18 protein-coding genes and 1 pseudogene are annotated in these 25,148 nt (G+C 38.4%); all 19 read left to right on the top strand.

From position 1 onward, the window contains the following. The first annotated feature begins 331 nt into the window (after positions 1-331). The 19 genes and pseudogenes from ACPF63_RS10990 (at position 332) to ACPF63_RS10900 (ending at position 25,107) form a co-directional block, all read left to right on the top strand. Positions 332-430, top strand: coding sequence for a hypothetical protein (locus ACPF63_RS10990; RefSeq protein WP_426483058.1), 99 nt, complete (start codon positions 332-334; stop codon positions 428-430). Next, positions 427-1,379 (top strand): annotated as a pseudogene (locus ACPF63_RS10985) (TraG family conjugative transposon ATPase); the annotation flags it as partial. The gene ACPF63_RS10990 and the pseudogene ACPF63_RS10985, both read left to right, overlap by 4 nt. A 406-nt stretch (positions 1,380-1,785) precedes the next feature. Next, positions 1,786-2,472: a two-component regulator propeller domain-containing protein gene (locus ACPF63_RS10980; protein WP_426483057.1), complete on the top strand. Its 687-nt coding sequence runs from the start codon at positions 1,786-1,788 to the stop codon at positions 2,470-2,472. A 16-nt stretch (positions 2,473-2,488) separates the two neighbouring features. Further along, positions 2,489-2,668, top strand: a complete 180-nt coding sequence (locus ACPF63_RS10975) for a hypothetical protein (RefSeq protein ID WP_426483056.1) — start codon at positions 2,489-2,491, stop codon at positions 2,666-2,668. 5 nt (positions 2,669-2,673) lie between these two features. Then, positions 2,674-4,134: a T9SS type A sorting domain-containing protein gene (locus ACPF63_RS10970; protein ID WP_426483055.1), complete on the top strand. Its 1,461-nt coding sequence runs from the start codon at positions 2,674-2,676 to the stop codon at positions 4,132-4,134. Positions 4,135-5,125: 991 nt separating this feature from the next. Continuing rightward, positions 5,126-5,851 (top strand): NUDIX hydrolase, encoded by a 726-nt coding sequence (locus ACPF63_RS10965; RefSeq protein ID WP_426483054.1) that lies wholly within the window; start codon positions 5,126-5,128, stop codon positions 5,849-5,851. Positions 5,852-5,866: 15 nt separating this feature from the next. Continuing rightward, positions 5,867-7,351 carry a xylulokinase gene (locus tag ACPF63_RS10960; RefSeq protein ID WP_426483053.1) on the top strand — a complete coding sequence of 495 codons (1,485 nt, stop codon included), beginning with the start codon at positions 5,867-5,869 and terminating at the stop codon, positions 7,349-7,351. Positions 7,352-7,458: 107 nt separating this feature from the next. Beyond that, a complete protein-coding gene (gene xylA, locus ACPF63_RS10955; RefSeq protein WP_426483052.1) occupies positions 7,459-8,787 on the top strand; it encodes a xylose isomerase in 1,329 nt (442 codons plus the stop codon). Positions 8,788-8,880: 93 nt separating this feature from the next. Next, positions 8,881-11,775: a SusC/RagA family TonB-linked outer membrane protein gene (locus ACPF63_RS10950; RefSeq protein ID WP_426483051.1), complete on the top strand. Its 2,895-nt coding sequence runs from the start codon at positions 8,881-8,883 to the stop codon at positions 11,773-11,775. 12 nt (positions 11,776-11,787) lie between these two features. Continuing rightward, positions 11,788-13,746 carry a RagB/SusD family nutrient uptake outer membrane protein gene (locus ACPF63_RS10945; RefSeq protein ID WP_426483050.1) on the top strand — a complete coding sequence of 653 codons (1,959 nt, stop codon included), beginning with the start codon at positions 11,788-11,790 and terminating at the stop codon, positions 13,744-13,746. A 79-nt stretch (positions 13,747-13,825) separates the two neighbouring features. Further along, positions 13,826-15,001 carry a mannonate dehydratase gene (gene uxuA / locus ACPF63_RS10940; protein ID WP_426483049.1) on the top strand — a complete coding sequence of 392 codons (1,176 nt, stop codon included), beginning with the start codon at positions 13,826-13,828 and terminating at the stop codon, positions 14,999-15,001. A 31-nt stretch (positions 15,002-15,032) separates the two neighbouring features. Further along, complete coding sequence (locus ACPF63_RS10935; protein WP_426483048.1) at positions 15,033-15,848, top strand: SDR family oxidoreductase; 816 nt, start codon at positions 15,033-15,035, stop codon at positions 15,846-15,848. A 130-nt stretch (positions 15,849-15,978) separates the two neighbouring features. Continuing rightward, positions 15,979-17,397 (top strand): glucuronate isomerase, encoded by a 1,419-nt coding sequence (gene uxaC / locus ACPF63_RS10930; protein WP_426483047.1) that lies wholly within the window; start codon positions 15,979-15,981, stop codon positions 17,395-17,397. Continuing rightward, entirely contained in the window at positions 17,387-18,400 is a 1,014-nt protein-coding gene (locus ACPF63_RS10925) for a sugar kinase (RefSeq protein WP_426483046.1), read from the top strand. Before uxaC ends, ACPF63_RS10925 begins: the two co-directional genes overlap by 11 nt. Further along, positions 18,397-19,032, top strand: coding sequence for a bifunctional 4-hydroxy-2-oxoglutarate aldolase/2-dehydro-3-deoxy-phosphogluconate aldolase (locus ACPF63_RS10920; protein ID WP_426483045.1), 636 nt, complete (start codon positions 18,397-18,399; stop codon positions 19,030-19,032). Before ACPF63_RS10925 ends, ACPF63_RS10920 begins: the two co-directional genes overlap by 4 nt. Beyond that, positions 19,032-20,306 (top strand): MFS transporter, encoded by a 1,275-nt coding sequence (locus tag ACPF63_RS10915; RefSeq protein ID WP_426483044.1) that lies wholly within the window; start codon positions 19,032-19,034, stop codon positions 20,304-20,306. Before ACPF63_RS10920 ends, ACPF63_RS10915 begins: the two co-directional genes overlap by 1 nt. Positions 20,307-20,476: 170 nt before the next feature. Then, positions 20,477-22,195, top strand: coding sequence for a glycoside hydrolase family 43 protein (locus tag ACPF63_RS10910; RefSeq protein WP_426483043.1), 1,719 nt, complete (start codon positions 20,477-20,479; stop codon positions 22,193-22,195). Positions 22,196-22,280: 85 nt separating this feature from the next. Then, positions 22,281-23,888, top strand: coding sequence for a glycoside hydrolase family 43 protein (locus tag ACPF63_RS10905; RefSeq protein WP_426483042.1), 1,608 nt, complete (start codon positions 22,281-22,283; stop codon positions 23,886-23,888). Between the two features lie 346 nt (positions 23,889-24,234). Further along, a complete protein-coding gene (locus ACPF63_RS10900) occupies positions 24,235-25,107 on the top strand; it encodes an alpha/beta hydrolase (RefSeq protein WP_426483041.1) in 873 nt (290 codons plus the stop codon). Positions 25,108-25,148 lie beyond the last annotated feature (41 nt).

Here is a 25,148-nt window from a genome sequence, read left to right as displayed (position 1 = left end):
AAAATAATGGAAACAATAAAGAAATTTAAACAATTAGCAATTCAAATTACTTTAAAAAGGATAAAGAAGAATGTGACTGGATTACGTTCAACGACAAAATCCATACTAAGATAACAAGAGATAAGTATTGTAGATCTGATATAATTCTCTTATATCTAGAGATTTATCTTGTGTGTTCAAACAACTCATGCAATTTCTTCTGCAGAACTTTTTTGTCAGGAAGCTGGGTCTTGTATTCAGATACCATGGTTGGAGACAGACTTAGTTTTTCATCTGCTGTATCAGACCTTTTTGGAGATCACTTTCATTAAAATACAGAGAGCATGGCTTGATGAAAATTGGGGCTCGTAAGAAGCATCCCCAATACATCATCAGCCGCAAGAGTATTTACCGATATCTGAAAACTAACTGTAAAAGAACAGACATATGAGAAATTCTTCCAAAGCAGCAACCTTGGAAAGTAAATTTCCATTGCTTTCAATTGAAAATAATTGTATCATTTCAAAGAAGGCTGATGTTACGGTTTGCTTTAAAGTCAGACTCCCTGAATTATTTAGCTTTGCCGTCGCTGAGTATGAAATGATGCATTCAGCATGGTTCAAGGCGATAAAAAACACTTCCTGATTTTACAGGGGTTCACAAGCAGGACCAGTTTATCAAAGAGAACTACCATCCTGATCTCTCAAGAGAAGACCAGAGTTTTCTTTCAAAATCTTTTGAAAGACACTGTAATGAAAGCCCATTTTTAAATCATTACTGTACGAAAACCAGTAGGGAAAGAATACGAATGCAGAGCAACTTTTCATCACTATGCAAAGGCAAATTGATACCTAAAGAAATCAAAGACAAAGAAATAATCAATCGATGGATTATAAATGACAGTGGTTATATCCAATTAGAAAGATTGACTGAAAATGAGATTTCAGGAACTGCTGAGCAGTCGGGAATATTGGAGCAGTATCTGAAACCTATCAAGAGATGCTAATCCTTCACTACAGTATATAAAACTTGGTTCGGAAGAAATGCTAATCGGGAATAACCGTATCAGTATGCATACTTTATCAGACACTGAGGATCTGCCGGGTACAGTTTCCTTCCACAGCCGTTATGAAAAGTTAAGTACATACTGCAGTGACTGTCTTCTGTCATTTGCTTCTCCCGTAGGAATTATCGAACCTGCACTTTGCTTCTTTACTGCAGAAACCAATTATCAGGATTCTCCCTCTCCCTTCAGAATCAAGATGGCAGACTGCCTAACAGGGAAGCCAATCCACTTAGACATTTCCGATCTTCCTATAAAGCAGGGAATCATTGCGAACAGAAATAAATTTATCCTCGGACCTTCGGGCAGCGGTAAATCTTTCTTCACCAACCAAATGCGGTAATTGTTTATCTTCAATGTTGTAGAAAGATTTGTCTATGAAAAAAGTATCATAAGTAGTTAATTTCTTACTACTATCCATAAGAAAGATATACTTTTGCAAAAAGGAACATGAAATCATATTTTGTTTTTATGTTGCTCAATAAAAAACTAATTATACCATGAAAAAAATTACTCTGGATTTTATTATTCCATCCAAACTCATTGTATCCAACAATTAAAAGTTTCATCGAATCCTGCAAATTTCTTTTGAAATGCAAGCTGTATATATAGCTTACTCAATATTTCTTAAAATTTTTTTTGCGGAGCTAAGCAACCATGTAAACAAGCGGAACCGAAAAGCTAAACGAGTAGGGGAAATCTTATCAAACTTAACCATGAAAAGAATCATTTTATTAAAAACCATGAAAAAACTTTATTTTTTACTCTTAATTTTTGTCTCATTTTCTGTATTTGCACAAACGTATAGTTACACAACGTACAATACCTCAAATTCAACAATAGGAAGTAATTATATTGCTGATATTAAAACAGATGCCAATGGATTATTGTGGCTGGCTACCTACAATGGAGTTTCTACTTTTAACGGAACTTCTTTTACGAACTATAATACCACTAACTCGGGTATTGCGTCTGATGCAATACTAAAAATAGAAATTGATGGTCAGAACAGAAAGTGGATCGCCTCTCAATTCAATGGCACAACCTGGACCAATTATACAACTTCCAATTCGGGACTTCCCAGTAATGAGATTATTGACATCGCGGTCGACGGACAAAATAATCTTTGGGTGGTAACACCTGCAGGACTTACAAAATTCAATGGTACTACCTGGTCGACTTATAACTCTGTATCAAATATGAATTCAGTAGCAACTGATAGTAATAATGGTGTCTGGGTGACAAATGGAGGAGTGCTGTATAAATTTAATGGTATAGATTTTAATTTTATAGCACAAGGAACTCAAAAAATATTGAGAATTGCCAATAATACTATTTATGTAAAAGGCTCTGATAGTTTAATTACTTTAACAACAAGTGGAACTAATATTACGTTCACTTATCAAAATAATTCTTGTCTGGCAGGATAAAATCCAAATGCGTTAGATGTTGACAGCAACAGTAAAGTATGGATTGGCTTTAATGGTGCAGGTTTACAGAATTTTACGGATTGTACAACCTATACTAAAACAAATACAAATTCAGGTTTACCTGATGACTATTTTAGCGCAGTACGAACACAATCTTCAGGAACCATTTGGTTGGGAACATTGCAGCTTGGTTTAGTAAAAATGTCACCAAGCACAACAGTCTGTAATCCTCCTACCCAGATGTATCCTTCTAATATCACTTCTACATCAGCTACCCTTAATTGGCTGCCTTCAACATCAGCACCTAATGGGGGATACTATTATGTTTACAGTACCAGTCCGACAATGACAGGTTCAGCTACTGCTTCTACTTCTACCACTGCGAATATTACCAATTTATTACCTAACACAACTTATTATTGGTGGGTTGCAGCAAATTGCATCTCCAATCAAAGTATCTGGGTTCCGGGGGGAGCTTTTACTACACTTCCTAACCAAACTGGATGTTGGAAAACTGTAAGTGCGGGTACTTTTCATTCACTGGGAATAAAGACGGATGGAACGCTTTGGGCCTGGGGAAATAACCAGTTTGGGTATTTAGGAGACGGAACTACAACTAACAGAACAATCCCCACAAAAATAGGGACTGCTACTGACTGGGAAGATATTGCAGTTGGAGAAAGTCATAATTTAGGTCTAAAATCAAACGGAAGTCTTTGGGCCTGGGGAATGAATATAAATGGAGGACTGGGAGATGGGACAACTATTGGTAAGCTCATACCTATTCAAATAGGAACAGCGACCAATTGGAAAAGTATCACTGCAGGTAATTACTATTCTGTAGCAATAAAAACAGATGGAACCCTTTGGGCCTGGGGGTATAATGGTCATGGACAGTTGGGTGATGGTACCCTAACTGATCGTATTTTGCCTAAACAGATAGGAACCAATACCGATTGGGCAGATATATCCACTGGAGATTCACATACTGTAGGAAGAAAAGCAAATGGTATCCTTTATACTTGGGGATATAACGGGTCAGGACAATTAGCTGATGGAACTACCATCAGCAGGTCAACGCCTTTTTTAGCAGCCGATGGAATTCAAAAAGTTATTACAGGTAATTTTAATACCATTGCAATGACAACATCTGGAACTGTGATTGCTTGTGGAAATAATACCACCGGATCGTTTGGTAATAATACTTCTACCAGCTCTTCAAATTGGGTGAGCCTGGGAGTCAATTCTCATATGGCAATTTCTACAGGAGGATGGCATACTTTATCTATAAATAATGATGGTATTTTGAGAGTATCCGGAGCTAATAATTACGGACAAATCGGTGACGGAACTAATATTCAGAAACTTACCTTTACCCAGCTTCTATGCCCTATAAGTAATTTGGCAGTTGAAGAAATTTCAACAGCATCTGATCATCTAAAAGTTTTCCCGAATCCGGTGCAGGATTATCTCAATATTTCGTTTGATAAAAATATTATCTCCGTAGCAGTTTACAATGCAGTTGGACAGCAGGTTCTTGTTAAAGTTATCAACGATAGTAAAGGAAGTGTGGACTTTTCTACTTTAACATCAGGGGTCTATATGATAAAAATAAACACTGCCGATAACATTGTAAAAACGGTAAAAGTAATCAAAAGATAAATATTCAAATTAAGGGTAGTAATAAATTTAAAATGTAACAGAAATTGACTTACTTCTATTCAAGAAGTTCCAGAAGATTTTAATTTTACAGGTGTACTACTATTCATAAAAATAGCCTTGACTAAAAAATCAAGGCTATTTTTTTATGTAATAAAGATGTTAAATATCATAATTAATGCTTCATGCAGGTTCTTTTTTGTAAAAGAATATAAATCACTTCTATCAAGTAAAGAAGAACTTAAAAGACAGATTCGATAAAAAGTAGCTAATTATTATTTTAGAAAATCATTGAAGGTTTTAAAAGTAAAATAAAGCCATGGGTGTAATCTTAAGAAAAACCTGCACTGGAATAATAAGTTTATAGTTGGCTATGTTTGTCTTGTACTTATAGCCAGATTCTGTCTCTAAGTTTATAATATATGCAACTGCTTGGGTTAACGGAATTTTTTAGTTAAAATTAGTGGAGAACCTACGGTATTAACTGCAAAAGAGATTGCAATGTTTTCAGGATTTTTTTGTTCTATATTCTCGAAATCTTCAAATAAACCTATCATATATAGAGAGATTTGCATATTTGCATTATTATACCATATTGTTATTTAAGCTGACTGTTTCGTAATTATTTGTAGTTAGAGTATAAAAAATGGTAATTACAAATAGTGGTTTACTTCTTTTTTAATAATGAAAAGTGTGTTTTTTACATTTTTTTTTCATGCAAAATGAAAAAAAAATTAATTCTTCTTATCATAATATTTATTCAAAAAAAAATAATCTTTTTAGGACTATTATCAAATTGCAATTGATTGTGAATTCATGTCTTATGAAATAAGTAAGTGTAAAAATGATGATAACCTTATCATATTTTTTATACAATTGATATCATAAAAATTCGATATGTAATTGATTGATAAGCAGTATATAGTGGTAGATTTATTTTTTTTATTCAGATGAATTTTTATATTTGTAATGTTACCAAAATGTTAACAAACTAATGAATCAGAACTTTATTCATACCTATGTCTCTGTAGATTGTGTTGTCTTTGGATTTGACCATGAAAACCGGTTGAATATATTGCTAGTACAACGCCATGTTGATGATGTTCCGCTGGAAAAGCAGATCAAACTTCCAGGGAGTTTGATTTTCAGCGACGAGGATGTAGATGATGCGGCACAAAGAGTACTTCATGAACTTACGGGAATAAAAAAAATGGTTCTCAAACAGTTCAAGTGTTTTGCTGATCCTATGAGAGCAAGCAATGTACATGATATCAAATGGATGGATCAGGAATACAAACATCATATAGACAGAATCATTACCGTTGCTTATCTTTCCCTTTGTAAAATAGATCATAAGATCAACAGTACAAAATATGATACCGTAGACTGGTATCCCATTGATGAGGTTCCGGTACTGCCTTTTGACCATAACCAAATTATCAATGAATCTTTAATGGAGATCAGAAAATGGATTGAATCTGATTTCTCCATCATTTTTGAACTGCTGCCAAAAAGATTCACCATAAGGCAGCTTTATCAGCTCTACAGCGCTTTAAATGAAAAAAATATTGATATTAAGAATTTCCATAAAAAAATATCTTCATTCCCCTATATAGTTCCTTTGAACGAAATTCAAAAAGATGTATCTCACCGCGCAGCAAGATATTACAGATTTGATGCTAAGATTTACAAGAAAAACAATACAAAACTTATAAAATAACCCTTTTTAAAAATTATGTACTTACTAGGCTATGATATTGGCAGTTCTTCTGTGAAAGTTTGTCTCATTGAGGCATCCAGCGGAAAAGTGATTGCTTCTGAATTTTCTCCCAAAAAAGAGATGAAAATTACTGCTGCCAATCCAGGATGGGCAGAGCAGAATCCTGTGGACTGGTGGATCAATCTGAAGTTGGCACATGAAGCTGTTATACATGAGTCCGGAATACATGCTGAAGATATAAAAGGAATTGGAATCACCTGGCAAATGCATGGTTTGATTCTGGTAGATAAAGACCAAAACCTTTTAAGGCCATCCATTATCTGGTGCGACAGCCGTGCTGTATCCTATGGTGAAAAAGCTTTCAAAACAATAGGAGAAGAAAAATGTCTTTCGCATCTTTTAAACTCACCGGGGAATTTTACAGCATCAAAGCTTGCCTGGGTAAAAGAAAACGAGCCTGAAATTTTTGAAAAGATAGACAAAATAATGCTTCCGGGAGACTATATTGCCATGAGACTCTCCGGACAGATAGGAATAACAATTGAGGGATTATCAGAAGGAATCTTCTGGGATTTTAAAAACAACTGTATTTCGGAAGATATTATCAACCACTATGAGATTCCGAAAAGCTTTTTCCCAGAAATTGTACCCACTTTTGGCATCCAGGCAACAGTCTCAAAGGTTGCAGCTGAAGAATTAGGTCTAAAAGAAGGTACACCCATTTCATACAGAGCAGGAGATCAGCCCAACAATGCGCTTTCCCTGAATGTTTTTAATCCCGGAGAAATTGCCTCTACAGCAGGAACTTCAGGAGTGGTTTATGGAGTTTTGGACCAGCTGGAATATGATAAATTATCAAGGGTCAATACTTTTGCCCATGTCAATTACACACCGGAACAGATCAGGTTGGGAGTTCTGCTTTGTATCAATGGAACCGGAATTTTAAATTCATGGTTGAAGCACAATTTCGCAACCTCACTTTCTTCTTATGGCGATATGAATGATATGGCTTCACTTTCACCTATCGGCTCAAAAGGGTTAAGCATTATTCCTTTTGGAAACGGAGCCGAAAGAGTGCTTGAAAATAAAGATACGAGCTGTTCGATTCACGGAATTAACTTCAATATCCATTCAAAAGGTGATATTCTTCGCGCAGCACAGGAAGGTATTGTATTCTCTTACGAATACGGAATGAATATCATGAGAAATATCGGAATGGATATCCAGGTGATCCGGGCAGGAAATGCCAATATGTTTTTAAGTTCGATTTTTCGCCAGTCACTATCCAGTGTCAGCAACGCGGTAATTGAACTTTATGATACCGATGGAGCGGTAGGAGCGGCAAGAGCGGCAGGCATGGGAATAGGATTTTATTTAGATTCCAGGGAAGCATTTTCTTCACTTGAAAAAATAGCTGTAATAGAACCTGAACACGAAAAACAAGAACAATATTTGGAAGCCTATGGCAGATGGAAACATCATCTTAACGAAATAATCTAGAACAATTACAACAGTATTTTTCATCCTCTTACTGACTCTTAAGAATCAGTGAGAAGGGAATCTCTACGCAAAAAATTAAAAACAAATTAAAAAATAATCAAATAAATATGAACACTTTAACAGGTACAAAAGAGTTTTTTACAGGTATTGAAAAAATTAAGTTTGAAGGGAAGGAAAGCAAAAACCCATTGGCATTCCGCTATTATGATGCTGAAAAAATCATAATGGGAAAACCTATGAAAGACTGGACAAGATTTGCGATGGCATGGTGGCATACCTTATGCGCAAACGGAAGCGATCCATTCGGAGGACCTACAATCCATCACCCATGGGATATCGGAAATGATCCGGTAACAAGGGCAATGCACAAAATGGATGCAGGTTTTGAATTTATGTCTAAAATGGGCTTCAGTTATTACTGCTTCCATGATATCGATCTGGTAGACCCTGCCAATAACTGGAAAGACTACGAGAAAAATTTGCAGGCTATTGTAGAATATGCAAAACAAAAGCAGCAGGAAACCGGGATTAAGCTTTTATGGGGAACAGCTAATGTTTTCACGCATGAAAGATATATGAACGGCGCCTCTACCAACCCAAATTTTGATGTTGTTGCTTGTGCTGGAACTCAGGTGAAAAATTCTATAGATGCTACGATAGCGCTTGGAGGTGAAAACTATGTTTTCTGGGGTGGAAGAGAAGGGTATATGAGCCTTTTAAACACTGACATGAAGCGTGAAAAAGATCACCTTGCGCGTTTCCTTTCTATGTCAAGAGACTATGCCCGCCAGCAAGGTTTTAAAGGAACTTTTCTGATTGAACCAAAACCGATGGAGCCTACCAAACATCAGTATGACTATGATTCTGAAACAGTAATCGGATTCCTGAGACATTACGGATTAGATAAAGACTTTAAGCTAAATATCGAAGTAAACCATGCTACATTGGCTGGTCATACATTTGAGCATGAGCTTCAGGCTGCTGTTGATGCAGGACTTTTAGGAAGTATTGATGCCAACAGAGGAGATTATCAGAACGGATGGGATACAGATCAGTTCCCGATCGATTATTACGACATGGTTCAGGCATGGCTGGTACTGCTTCCGGCAGGAGGTCTGGGAACAGGAGGGGTAAACTTTGATGCTAAAATCAGAAGAAATTCTATTGATGCTGAAGATTTATTCATTTCTCACATTTCAGGAATGGATGTATTCGCAAAAGGTCTTCTTGCAGCGGCTGATATCCTTGAAAATTCAGATTACAAAAAGCTGAGAACAGACCGCTACGCTTCTTTTGATAACGGAAATGGGAAAGCATTTGAGGAGGGTACGCTTACCCTGGAAGATCTTCAGAAAATCGCTCACGAAATCGGTGAACCACAGCCTAAAAGCGGAAAACAGGAATTGTTTGAAGCCATCGTGAATATGTATATATAATAAAAAATAAAAGGCTTATAAACACTAAGGATTTTTATACACAATAATTATTAAAGAGCCTTTTATTCAACAACTAATACTAAAATAATAATTATGAACCGATTTTATTTCAATAAAAGCAATAGAGCAGCACTATTTTTTGCAATGACTTTATTGCCTTCCGGCATAGCATATTCACAGGTTAAGAAAGATACAGTAGCTAAAGAAAATAAAATAGATGAAGTTGTTGTGATAGGATATGGAACTCAGAGAAAAGAAGCTGTGACAGGATCTGTAGCCACGGTAAAAGGAGATGCTCTCCGTGAAGTACCTTCTGCCAATATCACTCAGGCATTACAAGGAAGAACGGCAGGAGTGGATATCTCGCAAACTTCCACCAAACCGGGTGCTGCCATGCAGATCCGTATCAGGGGAACACGATCTCTGACAGGAGATAATAACCCACTGATTGTACTGGATGGCATTCCTTTCGTGGGATCATTGGGTGACATAAGCTCAAGTGATATCAAAAGTATTGACATCCTGAAAGATGCTTCTGCTACAGCCATTTACGGATCCAGAGGGGCAAACGGTGTTATCCTTGTTACAACAAACAGAGGAGCAAAGGGGCAGAGACCCAAATTCAGTTACAATACATTCACAGGAGTTCAGACCTTGTTTTCAAAGTATCCCATGATGGATGGTCCCAAGTTTGCACAGCTGCGTTCTTATGCCATTCCTGCAGGAAATACAACACCTTTGTATTCCAACGGGGTTGATGAAAGCAACAGTGTTAATACAGACTGGCAAAGCCTGTACTATAAGCCTGCCATGATGACCAGTCATGATATTGGTGTTTCAGGCGGGACAGAGGGAGGAAATTATAATGTGGGGTTGTCATACTTCAAGCAAAATGCACTGATCCCTATTCAAAGTTATGAAAGATTTGCTCTTCGAATGGCCATTGATCAACAGGTAGGATCCATCTTCAAGTTCGGTTTTACAACCAATACCAATTATTCTGTTTCGGAAGGAAACGGAGTAAATCCAGGAGCTGTTTTAGGATATTCTCCCATTGCCAATCCTTACAATCCGGACGGAACCCCGAAAAGAGTCATGAGTACTGCAGGGGGCATCGATCAGACATGGATTTATACCAGAGGAAGCCTGGGGAATCTGGGAGATAAGTATATTGATGAAACCAAGGCTTTTGCATCCTATAACAATCTTTACGGGGAAGCCAGTCTTCCGATCAAAGGATTAAAATACAGATTAAATGTGGGTTTGGACTTCCGTACCTCAAACAGTGGGAATTACAGTGGTGTAGGGGTATTTAATACGAATCCTCTGGGACCGTCAGCTGCAGGAAGAGGGAATAACCAGACGTACCATTGGGTATTGGAAAACCTTTTAACATATGACCGTACATTTGGTAAGCATAAGGTAAATGCTGTAGCATTATATTCCGCAGAACAGAATAAGTATACAAGCTCATACATGAGTGCAAAGAATGTTCCTGCAGACTTTTTCCAGTATTATAACTTAGGGCAGTCACCTCAGGCTGATATTACCGTAAGACCTGAAGACCAGGTTTACTGGAAAACCGGCTTGCTTTCAGCTATGGGAAGAATCATGTATACTTATGATAACAAGTATATGCTTACGGCAACACTTCGTGCCGATGGATCTTCCAGGCTGGCTCCGGGAAACAAATGGCATACCTATCCCGCATTATCATTAGGATGGAATGTTACCAACGAATCCTTCATGCAGAATATCAAAGCGATTAATCTCCTTAAATTCAGAGCCGGATGGGGGCAGACCTCCAATCAGGCAGTAGATCCGTACTCTACGATGGGAAGATTTAATGTAGCTCCTTACAATTATGGAAGTGCAGGAAGTACCGGAATCTATGGAAATCAGCCACCTAACCCAAGCCTGGGATGGGAATACTCAAAAACACAAAACTACGGAGTAGATTTCGGGATTTTGAACAACCGCCTTACAGGAAGTGTGGAATATTACAAAACCCATACCTATGACCTGTTGACGCAGAAAAGTCTTCCGGCAACAAGCGGATGGTCATCCATTGTTTCCAATGTAGCAGAAACAGAAAATAAAGGTTTTGAAGTTTCTTTAAACGGTGTCATTTTTGATAATCCGGATGGGTTCACCTGGGAAGCAGGAGTTAATTTTTATACCAATAAAAACAAAATTTTATCACTTGCATCAGGAACAGAACGTGACGTCAATAACTTGTGGTTTGTAGGTCACAATATTAATTCATTGTATGATTATCAATACATCGGTCTTTGGCAGGCTGGAGATCCTTATCAGGGCATTTTGGAACCTGGAACTGCAGCTGATGTCATAGGATCTATTAAAGTTCTTTACACCGGAGGTTACAATGCTGACGGAACACCGGTAAGAGCAATTGGCCCGGACGACAGACAGATTTTTGATACAGCTCCGAAATTTCAGGGAGGATTCAATATGCGCTTTGCCTACAAAAATTTTGAGCTAAGCACAGTAGGAGCTTTCCAGCACGGGGGAATTCTGGTAAGTACCATTTATGGATCTGCAAGTTATCTTAACAGATTAACAGGAAGAGGAAATAACGTAGATGTTGATTACTGGACAGAAGACAATACCGGGGCTTATTTTCCTCGTCCGGGACGCCATCTGAGTGGTGACAATCCAAAGTATTCTTCTACTTTAGCCATGTTTGATGCTTCTTACCTTAAGCTTCGTACCATTACATTAGGTTATAATGTCAATAAAGACTTCTTAAAGGATTTAAAGATCACCAGCTTAAGGATTTACTTCACGGTAACCAATCCTGTTGTATTATTTTCTCCTTATCATAAGTTCTCAGGAATGGATCCGGAGCCAAACTCTTTCGGAAATGAAAATCAGGCAGTAAGCGGATATCAAAACAGACAGCTTGTTATTGGAACCAATAATCCTTCCACAAGAAATTACTTAATGGGACTTAACTTAACCTTTTAAAATTGTATTGTCATGATAAATTTTAACAAAAAACTGCTATTAGGAGCAATCTTTTTATCCTTAACATTTACAGGTTGTAATGAAATTCTTGATGAGCAGCCAAGATCAATATATACAGCTGATTATTTTAATACACCGGATGGAGTTAATCAGGGGTTTACAGCCTTATACAGACAGATGAGGTTACTGTATGGTAATGGCTACTTTATGAGCAATTGCCAGAACGGGACTGACGAATCTACATGGGCACAAAGTGCAGATGGTAACTTTAAAGAATTGGATATGTCCGGAAATGGTATTATAAATTCCAATACTTTTCCTACAAGCATGGTTTGGAATTCAGTGTTTCCATACATCAATACAGCTAATGGAATCATTGAAAAGGGACCCGGATTCGGAATTGCGGAATCTATGATTTCTGAAGCCCGTTTCTTCCGTGGATTTTACTACTTCATGCTGGTGCAGACCTATGGAGGAGTTCCTATGGATTTAGGGGCCGGAGAATTGAAATACAACACTGTGCCGTCAACCTCTTCTGCAAGAAACACCGTTCCGGAAGTGTACACAAAAACCGTTTTTGCTGACCTTAAAAAAGCAATAGAAAATTTGCCTGCCTCACCAAGGGTAACCGGAGGTGTCACCAAAAATGTAGCAAGATTGATGCTTGCCAAAGCTTATCTTACTTATGGATGGTGGCTGCAGAATCCAAATGGCGTTCCAACTTATCCTGAAGTGACAAGAAATGATCCTGACGGACATAATGCCCAGTGGTATTTCCAGCAGGCTTATGATATCGCAATGGAAGGAATCAACAATCCCGGAACTTATGCCCTTCAACCTACTTTCTATGATGTCAATGTAGGTTCAAATGACAGAAATACCGAATCTATGTTGTATGCAGACCATATCCAGTCTAGTACATACTATAATGAAAGTGATCCAGTAGGATTTGGTTCAGGCTGGGCTCCGGATAATTTTGCAGCATGGATGCAGACCTGGAACTATACTGCCATCAAAAGTAGCAAAACAACTGCATGGGCTGGTGCAGACGTAGTAAGTGCAGTACAGAGAGAGGCAGCACAGCCATTGGGGCGTCCGTGGGTTCGTATGTGTCCTACTTTAGGAGTTATTAAAAATACTTTTGCAGATAAAACCAACGATTCCCGTTATGATGGAACTTTTGTAACTACGTACAGAGGAAACTGGAACAAAAACGGCACGGGCCTTACAACGGTACCTGTTCTTTATAATGCAAATAATCTGCCTGTACAGCCGGGAGGAGCCATTCTAAGCTTCCTTAATGATGACAGTCAGACTCCTGTTTATCCTTCAGGATCCGGACAAAGTGGCGTGGGAGCAGGTACGCTGTCAGGAAGAGCAGACTGGGTAATTGCACCGAACGGAATCAGCAGAATTGTATATCCAGGTCTATGGAAAATAGGAACTTACCGTACCGATGATCCAAACGGGTTAGGATATCCGAATGCAGGATTAACGCGTCCATTCAGCGTTGCCAAATTCTCAGAATTCTATTTTATTGCAGCAGAAGCAGCCGTAAAAGGAGCTTCAGGTGCTATGACAGCCAGAGACCTTATCAACGTAATCCGTGCCCGTGCCGGAAAATGGAAATTCAATAATGCCCAAAATACCGCTTATGTAGCAGATAATAGTGCAGCGATGACAGCTGCTACACCAGCTGTAGTTACCATTGATTATATCCTGGCAGAAAGATCCCGTGAATATTACGGAGAATTCTACAGATGGTATGATCTGGTACGTACACAGAAGTGGGGTGATTATGCAGCTACTTACCAGATCGGAGGAGCTTCCTATGGAGATCACGCACCGCAAACCGTGACAAGAACGATAAAACCTTTTCATTATCTGAGACCTATTCCTCAGAATCAGATTGATGCAATGGAAGTGTCGGCAGATATTAAAGCAAAATATCAGAATCCCGGATACAATTAATTTCATTCTACATTCATATCAGCAACAGAGTAGGTGTGAAAGCACCTGCTTTGTTTATCTGAGTTAAAAATTAAAGATTATGGAAAAAACATGGCGCTGGTTTGGTAAAAAAGATAAAATAGCACTGAGCACACTTCGTCAAATAGGAGTAGAGGGAATTGTTTCTGCCCTGCATGATGTCCCAAACGGAGAAATCTGGAATTTGGAGGCCATTAATGATTATAAAAACTATATAGAAAGCCACGGACTTCGCTGGTCTGTTGTGGAAAGTCTTCCCGTAAGCGAAGCTATCAAATACGGAGGTGAAGACCGTGACTTTTTGATAGGAAATTATATCAAGAGTCTTGAAAATCTGGGTAAAGCAGGTATTACAACAGTTTGCTACAACTTTATGCCTGTTCTTGACTGGGCAAGAACCGACCTCTTTCACGAATGGGAAGACGGTTCATCATCCCTTTATTTTGACAAAGCCAAGTTTGCCTACTTCGAAATTCATATTCTTAAAAGAGAAGGAGCAGAAAAGGATTATAGTTCAGAAATCCTTCAAAAAGTAGAAGAATTAAAAAATACTTTAACGGAAAAAGATAATAATGATCTGATAGACTCAGTCATTGTAAAAACACAGGGATTCGTGAACGGAAATATCAAAGAGGGAGAATTAAATCCTGTAGAAAAGTTCAAAAGTTTATTGGCTTTGTATGATGGAATCGATAAAGACAGACTTCGTCAGAACATGAAATATTTCCTTGAAAAAATAATGCCTGTCTGTGAAAAATGGAATATCCAGATGGGTGTACATCCTGATGATCCGCCGTTTTCATTACTGGGCTTGCCGAGAATAGTGACCAATGAAGAAGATATAGACTGGCTTCTGAAAGCTGTTGATAATGCCCATAATGGTTTAACATTCTGTGCAGGCTCTCTAAGCGCCAACCTTCAGAATGATGTTCCGAAGCTGGCTCAGAAATTTGCCCACAGAACCAAATTCGTACACCTGAGAAGTACAAATGTCTTTGAAAATGGCGACTTCATTGAGGCTCATCATCTGGGAGGAAGAGGAAAACTCATTGAAGTGATTCATGTCTTCGAAAAAGAAAATCCTGATCTGCCTATGAGAATAGATCACGGAAGACTTTTAACAGAAGATGTTGACAAAGGCTATAATCCCGGCTATTCATTTCTGGGAAGAATGTTGGCATTAGGCCAGATTGAAGGAGTAATGGCAGCCGTTCAGTCAGAATTACAGAAAAATTAATCTGCGTTTGTAATAAATAATAAAAAGTAAAATGAAAGACCTGTTTAGTATTAAAAACAAAGTAGCAGTCATCACAGGGGCTTCGGGTGTTTTAGGAGGAAGCCTTGCCAAAAGTTTTATCGAGGCTGGAGCAAAAGTTGTGGTATTGGGAAGAAACCAGGAAACACTGGATGCCCGCGTAAAAGAACTGACAGATTTGGGTGGGGATTCATTTGCCATAGAAGCTAATGTGATGGATATTGATAGCCTTGGAGCCGCTTCAGTGAAAATAAAAGAAAAGTATGGCAGCATAGATATTCTGCTCAATATTGCCGGTGGAAATATTCCGGCGGCCACTTTATCTCCCGAACAGTCATTTTTTGATATGGATATGAAGGGATGGGCTGAGGTTACCGATCTTAATATTAACGGAACCGTTTACCCGAGCTTTGTTTTCGGAAAAGCAATGGCTGAGCAAGGGAGCGGCAACATTATTAATATTTCTTCCATGGCTGCGTATTCAGCGATTACAAGAGTGGCCGGATATTCTGCAGCCAAATCTGCAATTACCAACTTCACACAATGGCTGGCCTCTGATCTGGCATTGAAATTCGGAGATAAAATACGGGTAAATGCCGTTGCACCAGGTTTTTTTATTGGTGATCAGAACCGGGCAATTCTCCTGAATCCGGATGGAAGCTTAACGGAGAGAAGTAAAAAAGTAATCGCCAAAACACCCATGCAGAGATTTGGAGAAGTAGAAGAACTGAACGGTGTTGTACAGTTTCTGTGTTCAGATGCGGCAAGCTTTATCACGGGAGCATTGATTCCTGTTGACGGAGGTTTCAGCGCATTCAGTGGAGTGTAAAAATTAATTTCTTCATATATAGTGGGCAGGGCCTTAATGGTTTCATTTATGGCTCTGTTTTTAAAATGCAGACTTTCATAAAATAAGAATACTTAAAGAGAATAAAAATCCAGGTTTGTAAAAGTAAATCATGAGTAATTCCATTAAAAATAAAGATGTTTTCGGAGAAATGTTTCTGCTTGAATCAGCAAAGGCAGAGAATCTTTATTTCGGCTATGCTAAAGACATGCCGGTTATCGATTATCACAATCACCTTGAGCCGGATGTTATTTCTGCCAATCAGAATTTCCGTTCTCCAACCGCTATCTGGCTGGCTGGTGACCATTACAAATGGAGAGCCATGAGAAATTTTGGTATTGATGAACAGCTTATTTCCGGAAATGCTTCAGACCAGGAGAAATTCCGGAAATGGGCAGAAGTGGTACCTTATACCCTTCGCAATCCATTATTTCACTGGACCCATTTGGAACTCAAAAATCCTTTTGGAATCAGTGAATATTTATCACCCGATAATGCAGATACTGTATATCATTACATGAATGAAAGTCTACAGACATCCGGCTTTTTACCACAATCCATCATTCAGAATTTTAAGGTAGAAGCGTTGTGCACTACAGATGATCCTGCTGATGATCTGGTTCATCACAAGGCTTTAAAAAACAGTGGATTTAACACAGCTGTTCTTCCAGCTTTCCGTCCAGATGCCTATATTAATATAATTAATTCTGAACACTATCTTTCAGGAATCAAAAAGCTTGAAAAAGTCTGTGGATTTTCAATCACATCAGTCTCTGATCTATTAAATGCCCTTCAGTCCAGAATCAATTATTTTGCAGAAACAGGAGCAAAAGTGGCTGACCATGGCTTTGAATATTTTCCGGATACCACGAAATGGAATCATAGCCTTGAAAAAGAATTTTCCGAATTTTTAAAAGGTAATCTTTCAACATTTTCCGATCCTGAAGCATTATGTGGCTATATGTTGAAAGAGCTTTGCAAAATGTACGCAGAAAAAGGCTGGGTACAGCAGTATCATGTAGGGGCAACCAGAAACAACAATTCAGAAATGTTCAGAAAAATAGGTGCTAATACAGGGTATGATGCCATTGGAGAACCATATTACGCACAGAGACTGAGCATTTTGCTTGATGCACTGAATACGGAAGGAAAGTTGGCCAAAACCATTATTTACAATCTGAACCCGGCATTTAATGAAGTTTTAGCAACACTTGCTGGAAATTTCAATGAAGAAGGAATCAAATCCAAAGTGCAATTTGGAGCAGCTTGGTGGTTTCTCGATCAGCTCGACGGGATGACCAAACAGATGAATACGCTTTCCAATATTGGTTTACTCAGCACTTTTGTCGGCATGCTGACCGATTCACGAAGCCTGCTGTCATTTTCAAGACACGATTATTTCAGAAGGCTTTTATGCAATCTGTTTGGAAGTGAAATGGAAAGAGGTCTTCTTCCCGATGATGAAAAATGGGTAGGAAAGATCATCCAGGATATCTGTTATCACAATACAAAAAATTATTTTGAAATCTAATACTATGCAGGACTCAGCTAAAATACTATGTTTTGGGGAGCTGCTTCTCCACTTTGCTCCAGATTCTGAAGGAAACTGGCTTAATGAGCAGTCTCTGAAGATTTACGTGGGTGGAGCTGAGTACAATGTTGCAGCAGCGCTTTCCCAGTGGAAGAATTCTGTGAAATTATTATCCGCTTTACCTGAGAATTTTGTGGGAAACCAGCTGGAATCTCAGATTAAAAATAAAGGAGTAGAAATCCTTGCAGAAAAAACTCAGGGAAGAATAGGAACATTTTATCTTTCTTCCGACGGAGATATGCAGAATGCTTCAGTGGTTTACGACCGCTTTCCGTCTGTTTTTACCCAATCGGCTTTTGAAGCATTCAGTGATGATGAAATATTTTCAGGAGTAAAATGGCTGCATATCAGTACCATCACACCGGCTTTGAGTGACAGTGCATTCCGCAAATGCCTGCATATTATGAAAGAAGCCAGAACAAGAAATATTACGGTTTCTCTCGATCTGAATTACAGAGCATTGCTTTGGCAAAATCAGAATCCCCATAAAATCAAAGAGCTGATGCCTTTTGTCAACGTTCTCATGGGAAATATCTGGTCTGTTGAGCAGTTTCTGAATATTCCTGTTGAATATGAGCTTAACGGAAAATTTGATGATGAAAATCTTCTGAAACAGGCAGAAAAAACAGCGTTGGAAATCCGGAAGCAATTCCCGAATGTAGAAAAGATTGCCAATACGTTCCGCTTTACAAACGGAGAACAGGTTAATTATTGTGCCACTTTATTTGCTGATGAACAGCTTTTGATTTCAGAAAAATATAATTCAGATAAAATTGAAGAAAGGGTAGGAAGCGGTGATTCTTTCATGGCCGCCTTAATTCATGGAATTTTAAAAGGAAATCCTGATCAGCAGATTCTTGAGGATGCGACGAAAGTTGCTTTTAAAAAACTTTTTGTAAAAGGAGATACCATTGATGAAAGCATTAATATCGAAACATTATGAGTGAAATAGTACAAAAAATAAAGGACCAGAAAATCGTTCCACTATTCTATAACGAATCGTTTGAAGTCTCAAAAAATATAGTAAAAGCTTTATACGAAGCAGGAATCCGTGTGATAGAATATACCAACCGCGGTTATCAGGCATTGGAAAATTTCACCAGACTGAAAGAAATTTCCCTTATAGAATTTCCGGACCTTCTGCTTGGAATCGGAACGGTGAAAAACATACAGGAAATGGATGATTATGCTAATGTAAAAGCAGATTTCATCATTACACCTGTCATCAGTGAAGCATTGGTAAAACATGCTCTCGAAAAAAATATCCTTCTGATTCCGGGCTGTTTTACCCCATCCGATATCAATATTGCGTACCAGAACGGTTTAACACTGGTTAAAATATTCCCGGCTGATACTTTAGGAAAGAACTATATTAAATCTGTACAGCCTGTTTTCCCGGGAATGAATTTCATGCCAACCGGAGGAATCAATGCAGAATTTGAAGATATTATGGAATGGCTCAATGGAGGTGCCATAGCAACAGGGTTGGGAAGTTCTCTTATTGGAAAGGAATTTAAAGAAGAAGAACTGACTCAGAAGACGAAAAATTTACAACAACAACTTAATCATAACTAATGCAGGCCCCTAACAACCGCAATATAAGATGGTGGATGCTATCGCTCGTCTTTCTTGCCACTACGATCAATTATCTTGACCGTCAGGTAATGGGCTTGCTGAAACCTGTTCTGGAAAAAGAATTTAGTTGGGACGAAAAAGATTACAGCTATATCGTTATGGCTTTTACCACGACGTATGCCATTGGCTATATGGCGATGGGAAGGTTTATCGATAAGGTAGGAACCAAAATCGGGTATGCCGTTTCCCTTATTGTATGGAGCCTTGCCTCTATAGGACATGGTTTTGTCAAAAGTACCATCGGCTTTATCATTGCGAGAAGCACGTTGGGAATCAGTGAGGCAGGAAATTTTCCCGCTGCTATCAAGTCAGTGGCTGAATGGTTTCCTAAAAAAGAAAGAGCATTGGCAACCGGGATTTTCAATTCGGGAGCGACTGTGGGAGCTATTTTAGCACCATTACTCGTTCCGTTCATTCTGGGACATTACGGTTGGAGGCAGACTTTTGTTTGGATCGGTGCTTTAGGAATGGTTTGGATTATCCTTTGGTGGAAATTCTATACCATACCGGAAAAAACCAAAAATATCAGCAAGGAGGAACTGCAATATATAAAAAGTGACCAGGATGAAAAAACAGAGGGAAAAACCAAAATTCCTTTATCGGAATTACTCAAATATAAAGTAACATGGTCATTTGCCATCGGTAAAATATTAACCGATCCTATCTGGTATTTCTTCATGTTCTGGCTGCCGGCATATTTCTCAGATGTATTCAAAATGGATTTAACAAAACCATCTCTTCCGTTGATTATTATTTACAGTGGAACTACAATCGGAAGTATCGGCGGAGGGTATCTTTCGTCATTTCTGATCAAAAAAGGCTGGGCAATCGGAAGAGCCAGAAGCATTACGATGTTGTTGTTTGCATTGATGGTGGTTCCGGTCATGTTCTCAAAATATGTAGACAATATGTGGCTGATAACGATCATTATAGCCTTTGCAACAGCCGCGCATCAAGGTTGGGAAGCCAATCTTATGACCACGGTTGGAGATCATCTGCCTAATCATTATGTCAGTTCTGTGATAGGATTTGGCGGTATGCTCGGTTCGGCAGCAGGAATTATTTTTCCGCTTTTTATCGGAATCGTTCTCGATGCTTTTAAAAAATCAGGAAATATCAACGGAGGCTACAACATTATATTTTTCATAGCCGGAATATCCTATGTTACAGCCTGGGGACTGATTAAAATAATCAACCGGAAGAAAGCTGTTTAAAATATATCGATCATAATGATAAAATAAATACCCATTGCTGAGTGTAACGCCTTTGCGAACCTCAAAAGATAGTAGTTAAAAAACTTACGGACCCAGCGTTAAAAAACAATATAATAAATAACAGATATTCAAAAATTGTAAAATATTAAAAACTATAAAAAAGAATAACAATGAAACAGAATATAATGAATTTGGTTTTTTTCAGGAATAAAAAACATATCATTGCAGCAGCTGCTTTGCTGTCTGTGACTTCTATTTCTGCACAAACTTTCTCAGATTTCAACTACCATGGAAACGATAAAATATATAATGATAACCCTCTTAAACAGGACGAGTTTTATTCACCGATTTTACAGGGTTGTTATCCCGACCCAAGCATCACCAAAAAAGGTGACAGTTATTACTTGGTAAACTCTTCTTTCTCAATGTTTCCGGGTGTTCCGATTTTTACTTCCAAAGATCTGGTGAACTGGAAGCAGGTGGGGCACGTTCTCGACAGACCTTCTCAGCTTAAGGTGGAAAAAGGGGGTGTTTCGCATGGGATTTATGCACCGGACATTAAATATAATAAGCACAACGATACTTTTTATATGATCACTACCCAGATTGCGGGCGGTATCGGAAATATGGTTGTAAAAACCAAAGATCCGGCAAAAGGATGGAGCGAAGTTCAGAAGCTGAATTTTGATGGTATTGATCCTGCTATTTTCTTTGATGATGATGGAAAAGCTTACATTGTTCATAACGATGCGCCACCAAAAGGAACCGAACAATACAACGGACACCGCGTTATTAAAATGTGGGATTACGATCTGGAAAAAGATCAGGTTGTCGCAGGTTCAGACAGAATTATCGTAAACGGTGGAGTCGACCTTTCTCAAAAACCAATCTGGATTGAAGGTCCGCATTTGTACAAATACAAAGGGAAATATTACCTGATGTGTGCAGAAGGCGGAACCGGAGGCAACCATAGCGAAGTGATTTTTATGGCAGATTCTCCTAAGGGACCGTTTGTTCCCGCTAAAAATAATCCAATTCTTACGCAAAGATATTTTCCCAGAGACAGAAAGGAAAAAGTGGATTGGGCAGGTCACGCAGATTTGGTGGAAGGTCCGAACGGGCAATGGTATGGAGTATTTTTAGCAATTCGTCCGAATGTAAACAACCGTGTTACCAAAGGCCGTGAAACTTTCATTCTTCCTGTAGACTGGAGCGGAACGTATCCTGTATTCCAAAATGGCCTTGTTCCGATGAAGCCAAAATTGAAAATGCCAAAAGGCGTTCAGAATCAAACTGGACAAAACGGATTTTTTCCGAACGGAAACTTTACCTATAACGACAAATTAACCGATAAAAACCTTGATTTGCGATGGATTGCGATGCGCGGACCGCGTGAGAATTTCATTACTGCCACGAAAAATGGCGTAAAAGTGAATCCTATGGAGACTAATATCAAATCATTGGCTCCAGTTTCGGCATTATTCCACAGATTGCAGCACGAAGATTTTGAAACTTCTGTAACTCTGGATTTTAAACCAAAATCAGAAAAGGAGTTGGCAGGAATTACCTGCTATCAAAGTGAAACATTCAATTATGTTTTTGGAATCACAAAAAAGGATAAAGATTTCTACATCGTATTGGAAAGAACAGAAAAAGGAGAATCAAAACTGATCGCCAGCGAGAAGATTTCATTATCCAAGCCGGTTAAACTACAGGTGGTAGCAGATAAAGATGAATATAGCTTTAATTATTCTGTGGATGGTAAGAGTTATAAAAATCTTGGAGGATCCGTTTCCGGAGATATACTTTCTACGGATATAGCTGGAGGTTTTACAGGAAGCCTTATAGGTCTGTACAGCACCTCTTCCAATGATATCGTTCCGAATTAAGTCAGTATCAGCAATGTCACACTGAGCTTGTCGAAGTGTTTCCTTTTAAAATTGAAAAAAGTAAAACCAAACATCACTGTACATTTTGAAAATCAAAAAATCTTATATAGTTTCTTTATTGGGGTTTATCGGGCTGAATCTTCTTTCAGCCCAGGTGAATCCTTCCGGAAAACAGGGGACGGCGTTTACCAATCCAATTATTTGGGCGGATGCACCGGATTTATCCATTACCAGAAACGGAAGTGATTTTTACCTGATCAGTACTACCATGCATCTGATGCCCGGAGCTCCCGTAATGCATTCTAAAGATCTGGTTCATTGGGAAATGTCCGGATATGTTTTTGATACTCTGAATGACAACTCAAAATATGATTTATTGAACGGAACCGTTTACGGAAGAGGCCAATGGGCTTCTTCAATCCGTTATCACAAAGGGAAGTATTATGTTTTATTCTCTCCGAATGATGAACCTTTCAAATCTTATTTCTATGTGACTGATCATCCCGAAAAAGGAAAATGGAAACTCATCACAAGAACCCGGCATTTTCACGACGCTTCACTGTTTTTCGATGATGATGACAGAATATGCGTTTTCACCTCCAATAAAGTTTTTGAACTGAGTCCCGATTTTAAAGAAGTGATCGGAAATCCGGATGGAACTGAAGTATTTCAGAAAGATGCTTCAGAAACCGGGCTTCTGGAAGGAAATCAGATCATCAAAAGAAACGGAAAATATTATATGATGATGATCTCATGGCCAAGAAACGGAAAACGCCGTCAGGTAGTTTACAGAGCAGATAAAGTGACAGGTCCTTATGAGAAAAAAATTATACTGGAAGACAATTTTTTAGGATTTTCCTACGCAGGTCAGGGCGCTTTGATAGATGATAAAAACGGGAACTGGTATTCACTTATTTTCCAGGACAGAAACGGAGTGGGACGTGTTCCGCTGCTGCTTCCCGTACAATGGGAAAACGATTTGCCGGTATTGGGAGATGACGGAAAAGTTCCTCTGAAAGGAGAAATTCCTCTTCCGCCATTTAAAGCTAAAAATCATTTGGTGGAAAGCGATGAGTTCTCTGATAAAAAAATGAAAATCCAGTGGCAATGGAATCATAATCCGGTGAATGAAGCGTGGTCTTTATCCGAGAGAAAAGGATTTCTGAGACTGAAGACCAGCAGAGTGGTAGATAATCTGTATGTAGCACCCAATACTTTGACTCAGAGAATGGAAGGCCCGACTTCTTCGGCAATTGTAGCATTAGATCTTAAAGGAATGAAAGATGGAGATGTTACCGGTTTTAGTGCATTCAATGGTGATTCCGGGATCTTGTCAGTAGTGATGGATGGTAAAGAGAAATTCATTATTTTTTCAACCAATGAAGTAAGCCTGGACAGTAAAACAAAAGCCGTTACAGGGGTTAAAAAAGAAGAGAAAAAACGGATTCCTCTCAATTCGGATAAGGTTTTTCTTCGTATTGATGCCGATTTTAACTTCGGGAAAGACCTTGCCGACTTTTATTACAGTTCCGATCAGAAGAACTGGACAGAAATGGAAAAAGATTACAAAATGATTTTTGATTACCGGAGATTTTTTATGGGATCAAAATTCGCAGTTTTTAATTATGCTACTAAAAATACCGGAGGTTTCGTAGACGTGGATTTTTTCAGAGTCAATAAAGCCAGAGAATGACAAATAACAAAAATTAGCAGGGAAAAGTCTGCCGTAAACAGATAAATAAAATAAGTATTCAGATGTTTAAACTGTATTAAACCACAAAAGTCACAGAAGCTTTTATTTTAAAAACACTTGAGTTCACTTAAGTAAGTTTGAAATGGTTCCGCAGAAAGTTCACATAAGATGAAAATCAAAGATTTTCGCAACACTTAGGTGTACTTATTATGCATAAAGATTGTCTCTAAAAAAACTTAAGTGTTAAACCTTTTGTGGTTTAAAATAATCAGTATAAAACTTTAAACAGCTTGGATATTATTTTTTTATCTGAAATAATAAGTGTTAAAACTACAAATAAAAAATCATGAATAAATCAGTTGTATTGGCATTAGGTTTCATGCTGTCAGGAGTTTTTATTTCTGCACAGTCTTTTGAGAAAAAAGTACCGCAGGATTTTGATATAGAGAAAAAAGAAATTCTGCACGGAAAAATTGATACCATACAGTATTCTTCAGCAACGGTTGGTACTATCCGGAAAGCATTGGTATATATACCTCCCGGATTTAAAAAAGGCACTCAATATCCTGTTTTATATCTCCTTCACGGCATTGGTGGGGATGAAAAAGAATGGTTTAAAAATGGAACACCGCAAATTATTTTAGATAATCTATATGCCAAAGGGAAACTTATTCCCATGATTGTTGTACTACCCAACGGCCGGGCCATGAAAGACGACAGAGCTACCGGAGATATCATGGCAAAGGATAAAGTGGAAGCTTTCGCAACCTTTGAAAAAGACCTGCTGAATGATCTGATTCCCTTTGTAGAAAAAAAATATCCAGTTAAAAAAGACCGAAATAACAGAGCTATTGCCGGACTTTCCATGGGAGGCGGACAAACCCTGAATTTCGGATTAGGAAATATCGACAAGTTTGCTTGGGTAGGGGCTTTCTCTGCCGCTCCAAATACCAAAGAGCCTCAGCTTCTTCTTCCGGATCCATCTAAGGCTAAAGAATTAAAGCTTCTCTGGATCTCATGCGGAGATCAGGACAGGCTGATGCCTTTCAGCAAAAGAACAAGCGACTATCTTACAGACAATAAAATTCCGCATATTTTTTATGTAGAACCGGGCGGTCATGATTTCAAAGTATGGAAGAATGATCTGTATCTGTTTTCGCAACTGCTTTTCAAACCTGTAAACCAGGAAGAAGTTAACATTATTATGAAGTCAGAATAAATACCAATGATTTAAAAATTTGATCTCACCATAATCCATAA

It is taken from the genome of Chryseobacterium sp. R2ACT005, from assembly GCF_049949215.1.
Classification (GTDB): Bacteria; Bacteroidota; Bacteroidia; order Flavobacteriales; family Weeksellaceae; genus Chryseobacterium.
The sequence above is the reverse complement of the archived record's forward strand: the minus strand, read 5'-3'. Positions and strand labels throughout refer to the sequence as shown.

Coding starts and splice junctions, on each gene's coding strand:
- ACPF63_RS10900 (WP_426483041.1), top strand. CDS start 24,235: ATGAATAAATCAGTTGTATTGGCATTAGGTTTCATGCTGTCAGGAGTT.
- ACPF63_RS10950 (WP_426483051.1), top strand. CDS start 8,881: ATGAACCGATTTTATTTCAATAAAAGCAATAGAGCAGCACTATTTTTT.
- ACPF63_RS10920 (WP_426483045.1), top strand. CDS start 18,397: ATGAGTGAAATAGTACAAAAAATAAAGGACCAGAAAATCGTTCCACTA.
- ACPF63_RS10980 (WP_426483057.1), top strand. CDS start 1,786: ATGAAAAAACTTTATTTTTTACTCTTAATTTTTGTCTCATTTTCTGTA.
- ACPF63_RS10975 (WP_426483056.1), top strand. CDS start 2,489: ATGTTGACAGCAACAGTAAAGTATGGATTGGCTTTAATGGTGCAGGTT.
- ACPF63_RS10945 (WP_426483050.1), top strand. CDS start 11,788: ATGATAAATTTTAACAAAAAACTGCTATTAGGAGCAATCTTTTTATCC.
- ACPF63_RS10910 (WP_426483043.1), top strand. CDS start 20,477: ATGAAACAGAATATAATGAATTTGGTTTTTTTCAGGAATAAAAAACAT.
- ACPF63_RS10970 (WP_426483055.1), top strand. CDS start 2,674: ATGTCACCAAGCACAACAGTCTGTAATCCTCCTACCCAGATGTATCCT.
- ACPF63_RS10965 (WP_426483054.1), top strand. CDS start 5,126: ATGAATCAGAACTTTATTCATACCTATGTCTCTGTAGATTGTGTTGTC.
- uxaC (WP_426483047.1), top strand. CDS start 15,979: ATGAGTAATTCCATTAAAAATAAAGATGTTTTCGGAGAAATGTTTCTG.
- ACPF63_RS10990 (WP_426483058.1), top strand. CDS start 332: ATGAAAATTGGGGCTCGTAAGAAGCATCCCCAATACATCATCAGCCGC.
- xylA (WP_426483052.1), top strand. CDS start 7,459: ATGAACACTTTAACAGGTACAAAAGAGTTTTTTACAGGTATTGAAAAA.
- uxuA (WP_426483049.1), top strand. CDS start 13,826: ATGGAAAAAACATGGCGCTGGTTTGGTAAAAAAGATAAAATAGCACTG.
- ACPF63_RS10935 (WP_426483048.1), top strand. CDS start 15,033: ATGAAAGACCTGTTTAGTATTAAAAACAAAGTAGCAGTCATCACAGGG.
- ACPF63_RS10915 (WP_426483044.1), top strand. CDS start 19,032: ATGCAGGCCCCTAACAACCGCAATATAAGATGGTGGATGCTATCGCTC.
- ACPF63_RS10960 (WP_426483053.1), top strand. CDS start 5,867: ATGTACTTACTAGGCTATGATATTGGCAGTTCTTCTGTGAAAGTTTGT.